Source organism: Amycolatopsis coloradensis, from assembly GCF_001953865.1.
In the GTDB taxonomy this organism is placed as follows: domain Bacteria; phylum Actinomycetota; class Actinomycetes; order Mycobacteriales; family Pseudonocardiaceae; genus Amycolatopsis; species Amycolatopsis coloradensis.
The window spans coordinates 745245-760096 of sequence record NZ_MQUQ01000005.1; the positions used below are offsets into that span (position 1 = coordinate 745245).

General features: G+C 68.5%; 15 protein-coding genes. 10 read left to right on the plus strand and 5 right to left on the minus strand.

Annotated features, from left to right (window positions below; translation table 11 throughout):
* Positions 1-12 precede the first annotated feature (12 nt).
* From BS329_RS13075 to BS329_RS13085, 3 genes are all read left to right on the plus strand, one after another.
* Positions 13-954, plus strand: a complete 942-nt coding sequence (locus tag BS329_RS13075; RefSeq protein ID WP_076159882.1) for a zinc-binding dehydrogenase — start codon at positions 13-15, stop codon at positions 952-954.
* Positions 954-1373 carry a pyridoxamine 5'-phosphate oxidase family protein gene (locus tag BS329_RS13080; RefSeq protein WP_076159885.1) on the plus strand — a complete coding sequence of 140 codons (420 nt, stop codon included), beginning with the start codon at positions 954-956 and terminating at the stop codon, positions 1371-1373. Before BS329_RS13075 ends, BS329_RS13080 begins: the two co-directional genes overlap by 1 nt.
* A 117-nt stretch (positions 1374-1490) precedes the next feature.
* On the plus strand, positions 1491-1718 hold the full coding sequence (locus BS329_RS13085; protein ID WP_007033850.1) for a hypothetical protein: 228 nt from the start codon (positions 1491-1493) through the stop codon (positions 1716-1718).
* A gap of 127 nt (positions 1719-1845) precedes the next feature.
* On the opposite strand, the gene BS329_RS13090 is transcribed toward BS329_RS13085, so the two are convergent.
* The 3 genes from BS329_RS13090 to BS329_RS13100 are packed head-to-tail and all read right to left on the minus strand — an operon-like array spanning position 1846 to position 4229.
* A complete protein-coding gene (locus tag BS329_RS13090; protein WP_076160275.1) occupies positions 1846-3399 on the minus strand; it encodes a PucR family transcriptional regulator in 1554 nt (517 codons plus the stop codon).
* A 36-nt stretch (positions 3400-3435) separates the two neighbouring features.
* Entirely contained in the window at positions 3436-3873 is a 438-nt protein-coding gene (locus tag BS329_RS13095; RefSeq protein ID WP_076159888.1) for a VOC family protein, read from the minus strand.
* Entirely contained in the window at positions 3870-4229 is a 360-nt protein-coding gene (locus BS329_RS13100) for a PadR family transcriptional regulator (RefSeq protein ID WP_076159891.1), read from the minus strand. Before BS329_RS13100 ends, BS329_RS13095 begins: the two co-directional genes overlap by 4 nt.
* Positions 4230-4286: 57 nt before the next feature.
* Between BS329_RS13100 and BS329_RS13105 the strand changes: the two genes are divergently transcribed.
* The 3 genes from BS329_RS13105 (at position 4287) to metX (ending at position 7184) form a co-directional block, all read left to right on the plus strand.
* Positions 4287-4685 (plus strand): glyoxalase superfamily protein, encoded by a 399-nt coding sequence (locus tag BS329_RS13105; RefSeq protein WP_076160278.1) that lies wholly within the window; start codon positions 4287-4289, stop codon positions 4683-4685.
* A 79-nt stretch (positions 4686-4764) separates the two neighbouring features.
* A complete protein-coding gene (locus tag BS329_RS13110; protein WP_076159894.1) occupies positions 4765-6066 on the plus strand; it encodes a bifunctional o-acetylhomoserine/o-acetylserine sulfhydrylase in 1302 nt (433 codons plus the stop codon).
* Positions 6063-7184, plus strand: coding sequence for a homoserine O-acetyltransferase MetX (gene metX / locus BS329_RS13115; RefSeq protein ID WP_076159896.1), 1122 nt, complete (start codon positions 6063-6065; stop codon positions 7182-7184). The genes BS329_RS13110 and metX overlap by 4 nt, the downstream gene beginning before the upstream one ends.
* 480 nt (positions 7185-7664) lie before the next feature.
* Here metX and BS329_RS13120 read toward each other — a convergent pair whose 3' ends face one another.
* Positions 7665-8162, minus strand: a complete 498-nt coding sequence (locus BS329_RS13120; RefSeq protein ID WP_076159899.1) for a hypothetical protein — start codon at positions 8160-8162, stop codon at positions 7665-7667.
* A gap of 57 nt (positions 8163-8219) precedes the next feature.
* Positions 8220-8810: an SACE_7040 family transcriptional regulator gene (locus BS329_RS13125; RefSeq protein WP_076159901.1), complete on the minus strand. Its 591-nt coding sequence runs from the start codon at positions 8808-8810 to the stop codon at positions 8220-8222.
* A 151-nt stretch (positions 8811-8961) separates the two neighbouring features.
* Between BS329_RS13125 and BS329_RS13130 the strand changes: the two genes are divergently transcribed.
* The 4 genes from BS329_RS13130 (at position 8962) to BS329_RS13145 (ending at position 14830) form a co-directional block, all read left to right on the plus strand.
* A complete protein-coding gene (locus BS329_RS13130) occupies positions 8962-9771 on the plus strand; it encodes an SGNH/GDSL hydrolase family protein (RefSeq protein ID WP_076159904.1) in 810 nt (269 codons plus the stop codon).
* A 214-nt stretch (positions 9772-9985) separates the two neighbouring features.
* Positions 9986-11599: a carboxyl transferase domain-containing protein gene (locus BS329_RS13135; RefSeq protein ID WP_076159907.1), complete on the plus strand. Its 1614-nt coding sequence runs from the start codon at positions 9986-9988 to the stop codon at positions 11597-11599.
* Between the two features lie 94 nt (positions 11600-11693).
* Positions 11694-13679, plus strand: coding sequence for an acetyl/propionyl/methylcrotonyl-CoA carboxylase subunit alpha (locus BS329_RS13140; protein WP_076160281.1), 1986 nt, complete (start codon positions 11694-11696; stop codon positions 13677-13679).
* Complete coding sequence (locus BS329_RS13145) at positions 13676-14830, plus strand: acyl-CoA dehydrogenase family protein (RefSeq protein ID WP_076159909.1); 1155 nt, start codon at positions 13676-13678, stop codon at positions 14828-14830. Before BS329_RS13140 ends, BS329_RS13145 begins: the two co-directional genes overlap by 4 nt.
* Positions 14831-14852 lie beyond the last annotated feature (22 nt).

Consider the following 14852-nt stretch of genomic DNA (forward strand, 5'->3'; position numbering starts at 1 on the left):
ACCTTGGGACACATGAGAGCCGTGTGGTTGAAAGAGTTCGGCGGGCCCGAAGTGCTCGTCGCGGGCGACGCCCCCGATCCGGTGCCCGCCGCCGGGCAGGCCCTGATCGAGGTGGCGTTCGCCAACATCACGTTCGTCGAGACCCAGTTCCGCGCGGGCGGCGGCGGGCCGTTCCGCGCCGAACTGCCGATGATCCCCGGCAACGGCGTCGGCGGCGTGATCAGCGCGGTCGGCGAAGGGGTCGACCTCGCCCTGGTCGGAAAGCGGGTCGTGACCTCCACCGGCGGGTCCGGGGGGTACGCGCAGCGGGTCGCGGTCGACGCCGGCTCCGTCTTCGAGGTGCCGGACGCGCTGGCCCTCGACGCCGCGGTGGCGATTCTCGCCGACGGCCGCACGGCGACGGCGCTGGTGACCGCCGCGCGCCTCCAGCCGGGAGAACGGGTGCTGGTCGAGGCCGCGGCGGGCGGTGTCGGTGGCCTGGTCGTCCAGCTCGCCAAGGCCGCGGGCGCGGAGGTCGTCGGCGCGGCGGGCGGCCCGGCGAAGGTCGAACACGTCCGGGTGCACGGCGCCGATCTGGCGGTCGACTACCGCGAACCGGACTGGGCGGCGAAGGCGGGCGAGGTCGACGTCGTCTTCGACGGGGTCGGCGGCGAGATCGGGACGACGTCGTTCGGGCTGCTGAAGCCCGGCGGCCGGATGCTGATCTACGGGCTGTCGAGTGGCTCGTGGACAGAGGTGTCCGAAGAGGACGCCGCCGCGCGCGGGGTCACGGTGATCCAGAACCTCGGCGGGCAGGCGGAGATGCGGGCGTTCACCGAGTCCGCCCTCGCCGAAGCCGCCGCCGGACGGCTGGAACCCGTGGTGGGCCAACGATTCCCCCTCGAACGCGCGGCGGACGCGCACGCGGTCATGCAGTCGCGTGGCGCGCTCGGCAAGACGCTGCTCGAGGTCTGATGTTCGACGTCGACGAGTTCCTCGCCGGTCCGCTCACGGCCAGGGTCGCCGCGGCCGGGCCGACCGTGCGCCCGACCTGGTACCTCTGGGAGCAGCGGGCCTTCTGGATCCTCACCGGACCTTGGGCGAGGCTGGCCGGTCTCGTCCGCGAATCGCCCTCGATCGCGGTGACCGTCGACGTCTGTGACGTCGGCACCGGCCTGGTGAGACAGGTGCTCGCGCGAGGTGAGGCGGAGATACTCCCGTTCGACGTCCCCCGTGGACGGCGGCTGCTGAGCCGGTATCTCGGGACGGCAGAGATGAAATGGGATGCGCGATTTCGTTCGTACCTGCACGATGATCCCGAGGTGAAAGGGACCGTCTGGGTCCGGATGGTGCCGAAGCGCTTCGTCGCCGAAGACCTCGGTTATCGGGTATGACGCACGGCCGCGTTCGCTGGGGGTGAGCGCGGCCGTGCAACCTGCGAATCGGTAAATGCAGCACGATCGAGTCAAGATGTTGATCTTACTGGCCGGTAAGCTGCCATTCTGTTCGGCATGACAAATCAGGACTGGCGGCGGGAGCGGCGTGTCCGCACCGTCGACACCGAGGGCAATCCGGCCGATGTCATCGTCGGCCTGGTCGAAACTCCGGGGCACGGCTACGAAGCCGCGCTGCGGGTCGATGGTGGTCCCGGTGTGCTTCTGCCGCTTTACCCCGGCGCCGATCTGCTCGCCGCGGTACGGCAGACCATTGAGGACGGATATCGCGCCAGCGCGCACTAGCCCGCTGGACGTCGTGAAAGGGTCTTTCAAGATGGAAACGTCTTGAAAGACCCTTTCATGACGTCTGTGTGCGGTTTTGTCGCACGACAAAGTGTTCGTTGTCGAACAGAATGAAGTGGAACCCCGGTCAGCTCCACCGCAGGGAAACGAGTTGGGTGATCAACGCCAGCCGGACATCCGGATCGTCGAGATCCAGCGGGACGAGATCGAGCAGCCGCCGCATGCGGTACCGCAGGGTGTTGGGATGAATCCGGAGTTCCTTCGCGGCGGCGCGCGGGTCTCCGGGATGTCGGAGCCATTGGTAGAGCGTGTCGACGTAGCCGCTCTCGTGGGCTTCGTCGTGCGCGCCCAGCAAACCGAGTGGGCCGAGTTCGGCCACCTTCGCGGTACTCGCGGCCGTTGCCCCGCGATGCAGTGAAAGCGCGGTCCACGCTTCGTCGAAGACCACGACACGGCCGGGGACGAGCTTGGCGCGAAGCAGGCCCAACGCCTCGTCGGCCTGGGCCCGTGACGTCGCGAGTTCCCCGATCTCGCGGGCCGAACCCGCGGCCGCCCGCGGCGTGCCGCCCCGCCTCGGCGTCGGCAGGGCTTCGAGCGCGGCCCGGAGTTCGTCCCAGCCGTCGCCGTCCGGGACGACCGCGTAGAGCAAGCCACCCAATTCGGTGGCCACCGGCCGTCTGCCGACGCCTTGCGAGATCCGTTCGAGGAGGGCGAGCCGCAGCCCCTCGTCATCACGGCCGTCACCGCCGGAGACCTCGATGACGACGACGCGATGCGGCTCCTGCGACAGGTCGAGTTCCGCGATCGCCTTGCGCGGGCTGGCCTTCCCTTCGAGCACGGCACGCAGGAGTTCGGCCGAGACACGGCGCTGGGAGTCGGTGTGCGCGCGGCGGCGCAGCAGGTGCAGCGCGACGACGGGTGCCGCGTCGGCGAACGCGGCCGCGCGTTCGTCGGAGACCGGGCCCGCGACGACCGCCCACATCGAACCGAGCAGTTCGCCGCCCATCCGGATCGGCACGATGAGCCGAGGCAGGGTGCCGTCGCGTTGCGCGGGCACGAAGATCGTTTGCCGCCCACGGGAAAGCTCACGGAACACGCCTCGCGAACGGAACCGCGCGAGCACGTCGTCGGGGATGCGACGGCCCATGATCGTGGACACGCGTGCCGAGTCGGTCAGGTCCTGCCGGGCCGAGTAGGCGAGCACCCGCGAGTTGGTGTCCTCGATGGTGACGGGCGCGTCGACGACCGAAGCGACCGCGTCGGCGAGCCGGAAGAGATCGCCGGAACCGGGCCCGCCGCCGTCCTCCAGCGCGTCGGACTCGTCGGCGAGCGCGTCGAGGACGGTCCTGAGCAGCCAGACGAGCTGTGCCCACGACGTCGCCGAGCGTACTTCGATCAACGCGATGCCCGCCGACTTCGCCGCCCGCTTCACCGACGGTTTGGCCGCGAGCGGCGGCTTCAGCAGGATGGCGGCCGCGCCTTGCGACGCGCCGGCCTTGACCAGTTCCGCGGCGTCCGACGTCTCGGTGATGGCCACGCCGAGCACGAGATCTCCCGCGGCGAGGGTGGTGCCGGGTTCGGCGATGACGACGTCGCCGACGGCCGAGGACTCTTCGGGCACCTGGAGGGCGTGCAACAGCGTCGGACCGACCCGGTCGACGACGCTGCGCACGGAAACCATGGTGCGATTGTCCAGCAGGTGGGAGCCCGGCACACGTCAGACCTCGGGTGGCGTCCTGGCGTCGATGTCTTCCGGGGTGAACCGCTCGCGTTTGGTCGTCAGCGCCCACCGGTGCCCGTCGGGGTCGACGATCCGGCCGTACCGCTCGCCGAAGAACATCTCCTCGACCGGCGCCTCCACCCGCGCGCCCGCGAACACCGCGCGCCGCGCGAGGTCGTCGGGGTCCTCGGTCTCCAGGGTCAGCAGCATCGGCGTGCCGCCGAGGGTCGCGGGCGCGAGCGCGTCCAGTCGCGGGATCTCCTCGCTCACCAGCAGCCGCGCGTCGCCGACGGCGAGTTCCACGAACAGCACGACCCCGTTCGGCAGCACGTTGCGGAACAGCTCCACCGCCCCGAACACCTTGCGGTAGAACGAAAGCGACGTGCTCACGTCCTTGACGAACAGATGCGGGACGAGCCCGAGCGCCCGGCTCACGCCGACTCCGACCGCTTCAGCAGCCCCGCCTGACCGGCCACGGCGACCAGCCTGCTCAGGAACTCCGCTTCGCGCGCGGCGACGTCCCGGCCGGCGCGGGTCAGCCGGTAGTAGCGGCGTCGCGAGTCGTGCGGCTGGTCTTCGCGCGCGTCGGGAGCCTCCTCGACCAGGCCGTCGGCGGCGAGCCTGGCCAGCGTCCGGTACAGCGTGCCCGGCCCGAGCCGGTCGGCCCCGCCGCTCACCTCGTCGACGAAACCCATGATCGCGTATCCGTGTGCGCGGCCACCCTTGCCGCTCGCGAGCGCCAGCAGGGTCTGGAACGCCGCGGGGGTGAGCTGGGGGTTGCCGTCGGCCATCCGGAAAGCATACGCTCCGGTTCAGTTATATCCATGATGGATACAAAGGAGCCGGACGTGGCGATTCAGGGAGTCAACAAGATCGTCGTCGGGGTGTGGGACCAGGAACGAGCGAAGCGGTTCTGGTCGGAGGTCGTCGGATTCGAGATCACCACCGACGCGCCCTACGACGACAAGGGGAATCGGTGGGTCGAGGTCACCACCGCCGACGGCGAGACGGCACTCGTCCTGAGCACTTCGCCGGAGGACCTCAAACGCTTCGAGGTACGAGACGAGATCCCGACGGCCAATTTCTTCTTCTACGCCGACGACATCGAAAAGACCTACGAGGAGCTCTCGGCGAAGGGTGTCGAGTTTCCGGCTCGTCCGGAAAAGCAGCCGTGGGGCTGGTGGGCGATGTTCGTCGACTCCGAGGGCAACAGGTTCGCTCTTCAAGAAAAGCATCCCACCTCCTGAGAGTGGTTGGGTGCTCCGTTCGGCGGAGCTAGCTTCGGTGGCAACAGGCCGAACCCCTTGAACCGCTAGGAGAATCGCGATGAGCGCGGACGGATGGTCGTTCGAGACCAAGCAGATCCACGCGGGTGCGGCGCCGGACACCGCCACCGGCGCGCGGGCCACCCCGATCTACCAGACCACCTCGTACGTGTTCCGTGACAGCCAGCACGGCGCCGACCTGTTCAGCCTCGCCGAGCCCGGCAACATCTACACGCGGATCAACAACCCCACGCAGGACGTCCTGGAGCAGCGTCTCGCCGCGCTCGAAGGCGGCGTCGCGGCGCTGGCGTTCGCCTCCGGGACCGCGGCCACGACGGCGGCCATCCTCAACCTGGCCAACGCGGGCGACCACTTCGTCTCCAGCCCGTCGCTCTACGGCGGCACTTACAACCTTTTCCACTACACGCTGCCGAAGCTGGGCATCGAGGTCTCGTTCGTCGAGAACCAGGACGACATCGAGCAGTGGAAGGCCGCTGTCCGGCCCAACACCAAGCTGTTCTTCGCCGAGACGCTGGCCAACCCGGGCAGCAACGTCCTCGACATCCGCGCGGTCGCCGACGCCGCGCACGAGTCCGGTGTCCCGCTGGTCGTGGACAACACCGTGCCGACCCCGTATCTCGTCCGCCCGATCGAGCACGGCGCCGACATCGTGGTCCATTCCGCGACCAAGTACCTCGGCGGCCACGGCACCACGGTCGCCGGGGTGCTGGTCGACGGCGGCACCTTCGACTTCGGCAAGGACCCGGCGCGTTTCCCCGGCTTCACCGAGGCGGACCCGAGCTACCACGGTCTCAAGTACTGGGAGGCCCTCGGCCCGGGCGCGTACGCCGCCAAGGCCCGCGTCCAGATCCTGCGCGACACCGGTGCGGCGATCGCGCCGCTGAACAGTTTCTTGATTCTGCAAGGGATCGAGACACTTTCGCTGCGTTTGGAGCGGCATGTGTCGAACGCGCAGGCGCTGGCCGAATGGCTGGAACAGCGCGACGAGGTCGAGAAGGTGTACTACGCCGGGCTGCCGTCGAGCCCGTACCACGAGGCCGCGAAGAAGTATCTGCCGAAGGGCGCGGGCGCGGTCCTTTCGTTCGACCTGCGTGGCGGTGTCGACGCCGGGCGGGCCTTTGTGGACGGTACGGAACTGCACAGCCAGCTGGTCAACATCGGCGACGTGCGCAGCCTGATCGTGCACCCCGCCTCGACCACGCACAGCCAGCTCGCGCCGGAGGAGCAGGTCTCCAGCGGTGTCACGCCGGGGCTCGTGCGGCTCGCCGTCGGGCTGGAAGGCCTCGAGGACCTCAAGGCCGACCTCGAGGCGGGATTCCGGGCGGCCAAGGCGACTCTGTGACCCAGGCTCCAGATCTCCCTCCCGGCACCGGTGCGTGGCGGGAGGGAGATCCGCCTGGGCGGCGCCGGTTCGTCACCGGCGCCCAGGTGCTCGAAACCGGGCAGGAGTTGCCTTTCAAGCTGGCTTACGAGACTTGGGGGACGCTGAATCCCAGCGCTTCCAACGCCGTCCTCGTCGAGCACGCGCTGACCGGCGACAGTCACGCCGTCGGCCCGGCCGAGGAAGGTCACGTCAGCCCTGGCTGGTGGGACGGCCTGATCGGCCCGGGCAAGGCGATCGACACGGACGCGTTCTTCGTCGTGGTCCCGAACGTACTCGGCGGCTGCCAGGGGTCGACCGGTCCGTCGTCCCCGCATCCGGACGGAAGCCCCTGGGGCAGCAGGTTTCCCGCTGTCACCGTACGGGACCAGGTGGCCGCCGAGGTCACGCTCGCCGACGTGTTGGGCGTCGACCGCTGGGCCGCGGTGCTCGGTGGGTCCATGGGCGGGATGCGTGCACTGGAATGGGCGGTGACCGAGCCGGACAGGGTCGCGGCGCTGCTCGTCCTCGCGTCGACGGCGCAGGCGTCGGCCGAACAGATCGCCTGGGCCGCACCGCAACTGCACGCCATCCGGTCCGATCCCGGCTGGCACGGCGGCGACTACCACGACGTCCCCGGCGGTGGCCCCCACGCCGGTCTCGGCATCGCGCGCCGGATCGCGCACGTCACCTATCGCAGCGAAGGTGAACTGTCACAACGGTTCGGCCGCCGGTATCAGGATGGCGAGGACCCGTTGCGCGGCGGCCGGTTCGCCATCGAGTCCTATTTGGACCATCACGCCGGGAAGCTGTCACGCCGGTTCGACGCCGGCAGTTACGTGGTGCTCACCGAATCGATGAACACCCACGACGTCGGCCGCGGCCGGGGCGGTGTCGCGAACGCGCTCGGCCGGATCACCGCCCGCACGGTCGCCGCCGGAGTGGACAGTGACCGGCTCTACCCGCTGTACCAGTCGCAGGCGATCGCGGACGGGGTTCCTGGCGCGGAATTCGCCGTCATCGGCTCGCCGTACGGGCACGACTCGTTCCTGATCGAGACTGAGCAGATCGCGAAACTCGCCCGGCTGCTGCTCGGCTAGCGCCGCGACACGCGAGTTCGCAGCCCGAGCACGCGAATCCCGCAACCATGATCCAGGGACGTTGAGTATCCCGGTTTCCACACAGTCTCTCCGGATCCGGTGGTCACCGGGACTCCTCGCGTGCGGACTGTGTGGATTTCCGGCCTCGCGAAAGACCTCTGGTCGTCGCGTAGCCACGCGTGCTTGGATGGCGATCACGTGTGCTTGAAGGCGAAACTCGCGTGCGTGGAAGCGGAACATCCGGCCACGGGCGAGTTCGATTGGGGCCCACCTGGCCATGAATTGGGGGCGGCTCGCTGAGGTCGTCGCGCTGATCAAGTGTCCATAAAGGACTCAAAGCTGGGCAAGATGTCCACTTGACCCGTGATGTCCGGTTTCTTAAGGTCGTGAAGGCCTCCTTCACTACCCTCAAGGTAGGGAAGGAGGCCTTCACGGCTTCTCGAAATCGACACGGTGAGGGCCGCGGTCTCTGGTCGAGGGCTAGTCCGCGACGGCGTCCGAGATCCAGGGCGCCACCGGCAGGTCCCGGTCGAGGCATTCCGCCGACAGCCGGATCGTCCAGCGCAGGGCCTGCAACACCAGACTGTCGACCTCGTCCGGCGCGGCGTTGGCGAGCGCGATCTCGACCTGCTCCTGCGCGGCCTCGCTGTTGCCGTGCACCTCGGCAAGCAGCGTGCGCACGGCTGTCCGCACGGGTGGATCCGCCTGGTCGATGGAGACCTCTTCACCGTCCTCGTCGAACACCTGGACCTTGACCGGCGCGCTGCCGCCGTCACCCAAAGTCGACACCATGGCGCTGCATTCGCCGAAGAGCATCATCACGAGTTCTTTGGTCTCTTCGGAGCGGGCCAGTGGCTCGGCGGCGGTCGGCGTGAGCTCGTCGAGCGCCTCGGCGTCCTCCCCGAGGCTGATCGCCACGAGCGCACGCTGCGCCTTTTCGACGAGCCTCCGCTCGTACTCGCTCCTGTCGGGCTCCACGTGCCTATCAAACACCAGAGGACGGAAAAGTGGCGATAGGCCGAAACCCGGACGTGGTCACTTCGCGGCGCGCAGTGCACCCAGCGCGAGGCGGCAGAGCATTTCGGCGAGTTCGCTGTCACCGAGATGGCGGTTGTACGGCGTCGAGTTGATCAACCCGAAGACCGCGTGCGCCGCCGACCGCGCCTGCCGCTCGCCGATCCCGGGGACGGCGTCGCTGATCGCGCGCACCCAGACCTCGACGTACTGCCGCTGCAGGGCCCGGACCTGCTTGCGGTCACTGTCGGTGAGATTGGCGAGGTTGCGTTCCTGGACGGTGATCAGCGCGGGATGCGCGAGCGCGAAGTCCACGTGAAAATCAACCAATGCTTCGAGAACCTCGCCCGGCTCGTCCCGCTGGCTCGCCCTCGCCGTCCCGCCGTCGAGGAGGTAGCGGCTGATCGAGTTCAACATCTCGCCGAGGATGGCGTCCTTGCTGCGGAAATGCCGGTACAGCGCCGGGCCGGAGATGCCGACGGCCGCGCCGATGTCGTCGATGCCGACGCCGTGGAAACCGTGGTGGGCGAAGAGTTCGGCGGCCGCGGACATGATCTGTTCGCGCCTGTTCGCCTTCTCGCCGTTCACGAGTGGGGTGGGGTTCGCCGGCATCTGGCCATATTAAGGCCGCGTGTTAGCGAGCGCTAACACGCGGCCGTACTTCCAGCCTGGGCCAAGCGGGTTACCTGCGGAAATGGCCCTTTTGTGTAGAGCTACCACCTGGTAATGCTGTGTCTCGTTAACTTGTCACGAAGGAGTGACCATGGCCGTCCCTGCTCGGATCAAAGCTCTTTCCTTCACTCGTTTAGGTGCGGCCCTGGGGGTCGCCGTCCTTGCCACGTTCGGGCTCGCCGGCACCGCTCAAGCGGCGACCGACTACGTGGCGCTCGGTGACTCGTACTCGTCCGGCGTCGGTGCCGGCAGCTACGGGAACTCGGGCGACTGCATGCGCAGCGCCAACGCCTATCCCCAGCTGTGGGCCAACGCCCACGCCGGGACCTCGTTCAAGTTCGTCGCGTGCTCGGGGGCGCGCACCGGCGACGTACTGAACCAAGCCGCGAACGTCACCTCCAGCACCACGCTGGTCACGGTGTCGGTCGGCGGCAACGACGCCGGATTCGCCGACGTCATGACCACCTGCACCACCGGCAGCGACCAGACCTGTGTCAACCGGGTCAACACCGCGAAGAACTACGTCAACAGCACGCTGCCCGGGTTGCTGAACAACGTCTACAGCACGATCAAGTCGAAGGCGCCGGGCGCGAAGCTGGTCGTCCTCGGCTACCCGCGCTTCTACACGGTGCCGGGTTCGTGCTCGGTCGGCCTGTCCGACACCAAGCGGTCCGCGATCAACTCGGGCTCCGACACGCTTGCCTCGGTGCTCTCGGCCCGCGCGTCCGCGCACGGCGCCAAGTTCGTCGACGTGCGCGGTGCCTTCACCGGGCACAACATCTGCTCGTCGGCCAACGACTACCTGCACAGCCTCACCTGGCCGATCGTGAACTCGTACCACCCGACGGTCGCCGGTCAGCGCGGTGGCTACTACCACCCGCTGGTCTCGGCCATCGGCTGACCTCTCGAGCCGAAGGGGACTTTCGCCGCATGTCACGCGGTGAAAGTCCCCTTCGCCGCGTCGGACGGCGCGGCAAGACGAGTCCGACTTCCTGTGTCGTCCGGCCAAGCACGGGTGTCGTCCGGTGGTGAGTGGGGAGCGGTGGACAAGTGAGGTTAGTGGCCGTTAACCTGAGAGGGTGAGTTAACGACGGCTAACTTGGCGACGAGGAGCCATGGACACACCCGTATTGAGTACTTCGGCCGACCCGGGCAGCGACGAGTACGCCCGCGGCGTCACCTCCCATGCCGAGCTGGTCGAGGATCTGCGCGAGCGGCTCGCCGCGGCCCGGCTCGGCGGGCCGGAGAAATCCCGGATCCGCCACGTCGAACGGGGCAAACTCCTGCCACGCGACCGGGTCGACACCCTCCTCGACCCGGGTTCGCCGTTCCTGGAGCTGTCCCCGCTGGCCGCCACCGGACTGTACGACGACGAAGCGCCGTCGGCCGGGATCATCACCGGAATCGGGCGGGTCTCCGGCCGCGAATGCGTGATCGTCGCCAACGACGCGACGGTCAAGGGCGGCACCTACTACCCGATGACCGTCAAGAAGCATCTGCGCGCGCAAGAGGTCGCGCTGCACAACAACCTGCCGTGCGTCTACCTGGTGGACTCCGGCGGCGCCTTCCTGCCGAGGCAGGACGAGGTCTTCCCGGATCGTGAGCACTTCGGCCGGATCTTCTTCAACCAGGCGACCATGTCCGCGCGCGGCATCCCGCAGATCGCCGCCGTGCTCGGTTCCTGCACCGCCGGTGGCGCGTACGTCCCGGCGATGAGCGACGAAGCCGTCATCGTGCGCGATCAGGGCACGATCTTCCTCGGCGGCCCGCCGTTGGTGAAGGCCGCGACCGGCGAGGTCGTCACGGCCGAGGAACTCGGCGGCGGGGACGTCCACTCGCGCCAGTCCGGCGTCACCGACCACCTGGCCGAAGACGACGCCGACGCGCTCCGCATCGTTCGCTCGATCGTGTCGACTTTGGGGCCGCGCACGCCACGCCCGTGGGACGTCCTCCCGACCGAGGCGCCCGTCGCCGACCCGGACGAGTTGTACGGCGTCGTCCCGACCGACCCGCGCGTGCCCTACGACGTCCGCGAGGTCATCGCCCGGATCGTCGACGGCAGCCGGTTCGGGGAGTTCAAGAAGGAGTACGGCTCGACGCTGGTCACCGGGTTCGCCCGGATCCACGGCCACCCGGTCGGGATCATCGCGAACAACGGCGTGCTGTTCGCCGAGTCCGCGATGAAGGGCGCGCATTTCATCGAACTGTGCGACAAACGCTCGATCCCGCTGCTGTTCCTGCAGAACATCACCGGTTTCATGGTCGGCAAGGCCTACGAGGCCGGTGGCATCGCCAAGCACGGCGCGAAGATGGTCACCGCGGTGGCCTGCGCGCGGGTGCCGAAGCTGACCGTCGTCATCGGCGGCTCGTTCGGCGCGGGCAACTATTCGATGTGCGGCCGCGCGTACTCGCCGAGGTTCCTGTGGATGTGGCCGAACGCGCGGATCTCGGTGATGGGCGGTGAGCAGGCGGCGTCGGTGCTCTCGACGGTCCGCCGCGACGCCATCGAGGCCCGCGGCGGCGAATGGTCCACTGAGGACGAAGAGACGTTCAAGGATCCGATCCGCGAGCAGTACGAGGCGCAGGGAAGCCCGTACTACTCGACGGCGCGGCTCTGGGACGACGGCGTGATCGACCCGGCGGACACCCGCACGGTGCTCGGCCTCGCGCTGTCCGCGGCGGCCAACGCGCCCCTTTCCGATGTCAACTACGGCGTTTTCCGGATGTGAGCGCGACGATGCAGAGGATCGCCCGACTCGGCCGAAGCCGGCGCGCTGTGTACGACTCGAACCCGCGCGCCGCCGGAAAACACAGGATGTGAGCATGTTCGACACGGTTCTGGTCGCCAATCGCGGGGAGATCGCCGTCCGCGTGATCCGTTCGCTGCACGGGCTCGGTATCCGTTCGGTCGCGGTGTACAGCGACGCGGACGCCGACGCCCGGCACGTCCGCGAGGCGCATACGGCGGTCCGCATCGGCCCGGCTGAGGCGGCGAAAAGCTATCTGTCCATCCCGGCGATCGTCCAGGCGGCGCTCGACACGGGTGCGCAGGCGGTGCACCCCGGCTACGGCTTCCTCGCGGAGAACGCGGAATTCGCCCGTGCCTGCGCCGAGGCGGGGCTGGTCTTCATCGGCCCGCCGGTCGAGGCCATCGACGCCATGGGCGACAAGATCCGCGCCAAGGCGACGGTGTCCAAGGCCGGTGTCCCCGTCGTGCCGGGTGCGTCCGATGTGGACATTCCCGAGGGTGGTTTCACCGCCGCCGCGGAAAAGGTCGGCTATCCGCTGCTGATCAAGCCGTCCGCCGGTGGGGGTGGCAAGGGTATGCGGCTGGTGACCGCGACGTCCGAATTGGCCGCCGCCGTGGAGTCCGCTCGCCGTGAGGCCAAGGGTTCCTTCGGCGACGACACGCTGCTGATCGAGCGGTTCGTCACCACGCCGCGGCATATCGAGATCCAGGTGCTCGCCGACACCCACGGCAACGTGATCCACCTCGGCGAACGCGAGTGCAGTCTGCAACGGCGGCATCAGAAGATCATCGAAGAGGCGCCGTCGGTCCTGCTCGATGAAGCCACGCGCGCGAAGATGGGGGCGTCCGCCGTCGAGGCCGCCCGGTCGGTCGGGTACGTCGGCGCGGGAACGGTCGAGTTCATCGTGTCGGCCACCGCGCCCGACGAGTTCTTCTTCATGGAGATGAACACGCGCCTCCAGGTCGAGCATCCGGTGACCGAACTGGTGACCGGACTCGATCTCGTGGAGTGGCAGGTCAAGATCGCCGCCGGCGACGTGCTCACCGTGTCACAGGACGACGTCCGGCTGGACGGTCACGCCGTCGAAGCCCGCGTCTACGCCGAAGATCCCGCGCGCGGGTTCATTCCCACGGGCGGGACCGTGCTCGCCGTCCACGAGCCGTCCGGCGAAGGCGTGCGCGTCGACTCGTGGATGAGCGAGGGCGCGGTCATCGGCTCGAACTACGACCCGATGCTGGCCAAGGTCATCGCCTGGGGGCCGGACCGCGCGGCCGCGCTGCACCGCCTCGACCTCGCGCTCGCCGACACGGTGTTGCTCGGCCTCGGCACGAACGTCGCGTTCCTGCGCGGGCTGCTGGCGGACACCGATGTCCGGAACGGCAAGCTCGACACCGGACTCGTCGACCGGCAACTGTCCACTTTGGTCTCGGAAGAGGTGCCGCCGGAGTTCTTCGTGGCGGCGGCGCTCGATCGGCTGCTTTCCTTGCAGCCTCAGGGATCGGTCGTCGATCCGTGGGACGTTCCCGACGGCTGGCGGCTCGGCGCTTCCGGCGGGATCGATTTCGCGCTGAAGTCCGGGAGTTCCGAAGCGGTCGTGCGAGTACAGGGCACCCCGGCGGACGCGCTCGTCAGTGTCGACGGCGGCGTCCTCGCACGGGTCTCCGCGCGGCGCGAGGGTGATCTGCTGGAAATCCGGCACCCCAGCGGATTCCATCGTTACCGGCATGCCGCCGGGAACGGGAAGACCGTATGGCTCGCGCGGGACGGCCACAGCTTCGCGATCGGTGAGCGCGAGCGGCTGCGGTCGGCCGCCGGTGCCGCGGGTGGCGCGGGACCGGTCACCAGCCCGATGCCCGGCACCGTGCTCGTGGTCAAGGTCGCCGCGGGCGACGTGGTGAGCGCCGGGACGCCCCTCGTGGTCGTCGAGGCGATGAAGATGGAGCACACGATCACCGCGCCGATCGACGGCGTGGTCAGCGAACTCCCCGTCCGGGCGGGCCAACAGGTCGCGCTGGACGAAACCGTAGCCGTTGTGACACCCCAAAAGGATGGCCAATGATCGACTTTCGGCTGGATGACGAATACGAGGCGCTGCGCAAGACGGTCGAGGAATTCGCGCGCTCCGAGGTCGCCCCGGTCATCGGCGACCTCTACGAGCGGGAAGAGTTCCCGTACGAGATCGTCGCGAAGATGGCCGAGATGGGCCTGTTCGGCCTGCCCTTCCCCGAGGAATACGGCGGCATGGGCGGCGACTACTTCGCGCTGTGCCTGACGCTGGAGGAACTCGCGCGGGTCGACTCGTCGGTCGCGATCACCGTCGAGGCCGGGGTTTCCCTCGGCGCCATGCCGATCCACCGGTTCGGCACCCAGGAGCAGAAGGAAAAGTGGCTCCCCGAGTTGTGCGCCGGGACCGCGCTCGGCGCTTTCGGGCTCACCGAACCGGGCGGCGGCTCGGACGCGGGCGCCACCCGCACGCGGGCGAAACTCGACGGCGACACCTGGGTGATCAACGGCAGCAAGTCGTTCATCACCAACTCCGGCACCGACATCACGAAACTGGTCACGGTCACCGCCGTCACCGACGTGAAGGAGAACGGTCGCAAGGAGATCTCGGCGATCATCGTCCCGTCCGGCACCCCGGGGTTCGCGGTGGCGCCGAAGTACTCCAAGGTCGGCTGGAACTGCTCGGACACCCACGAACTGTCGTTCGACGACGTCCGCGTCCCGGCCGAGAACCTCGTCGGCGAACGCGGCCGCGGGTACGCCCAGTTCCTGTCCATTTTGGACGAAGGCCGGGTCGCGATCGCCGCGCTCAGCGTCGGGCTCGCGCAGGGCTGTGTCGACGAATGCCTGAAGTACGTCAAGGAGCGCGAGGCGTTCGGGCACAAGATCGGCGAGTACCAGGCGATCCAGTTCAAGATCGCCGACATGGAGGTGCGCACGCACACCGCGCGGCTGGCGTACTACGCGGCGGCGTCGAAGATGCTGCGCGGCGAGCCGTTCAAGAAGGAGGCGTCGATCGCGAAGCTCGTCGCGTCGAACGCCGCGATGGACAACGCTCGCGAGGCGACGCAGATCTTCGGCGGGTACGGCTTCATGAACGAGTTCCCGGTGAGCAGGTTCTACCGGGACGCGAAGATCCTGGAGATCGGGGAAGGGACTTCGGAGGTGCAGCGGATGCTGATCGCGCGGCACCTCGGCGTCGCTTGACGCCTGCGATAACTATACCGGT

Coding starts and splice junctions, on each gene's coding strand:
- BS329_RS13130 (WP_076159904.1), top strand. CDS start 8,962: ATGGCCGTCCCTGCTCGGATCAAAGCTCTTTCCTTCACTCGTTTAGGT.
- BS329_RS13085 (WP_007033850.1), top strand. CDS start 1,491: ATGACAAATCAGGACTGGCGGCGGGAGCGGCGTGTCCGCACCGTCGAC.
- BS329_RS13135 (WP_076159907.1), top strand. CDS start 9,986: ATGGACACACCCGTATTGAGTACTTCGGCCGACCCGGGCAGCGACGAG.
- BS329_RS13080 (WP_076159885.1), top strand. CDS start 954: ATGTTCGACGTCGACGAGTTCCTCGCCGGTCCGCTCACGGCCAGGGTC.
- BS329_RS13100 (WP_076159891.1), bottom strand. CDS start 4,229: ATGGCCGACGGCAACCCCCAGCTCACCCCCGCGGCGTTCCAGACCCTG.
- BS329_RS13125 (WP_076159901.1), bottom strand. CDS start 8,810: ATGCCGGCGAACCCCACCCCACTCGTGAACGGCGAGAAGGCGAACAGG.
- BS329_RS13145 (WP_076159909.1), top strand. CDS start 13,676: ATGATCGACTTTCGGCTGGATGACGAATACGAGGCGCTGCGCAAGACG.
- BS329_RS13140 (WP_076160281.1), top strand. CDS start 11,694: ATGTTCGACACGGTTCTGGTCGCCAATCGCGGGGAGATCGCCGTCCGC.
- BS329_RS13075 (WP_076159882.1), top strand. CDS start 13: ATGAGAGCCGTGTGGTTGAAAGAGTTCGGCGGGCCCGAAGTGCTCGTC.
- BS329_RS13110 (WP_076159894.1), top strand. CDS start 4,765: ATGAGCGCGGACGGATGGTCGTTCGAGACCAAGCAGATCCACGCGGGT.
- BS329_RS13090 (WP_076160275.1), bottom strand. CDS start 3,399: ATGGTTTCCGTGCGCAGCGTCGTCGACCGGGTCGGTCCGACGCTGTTG.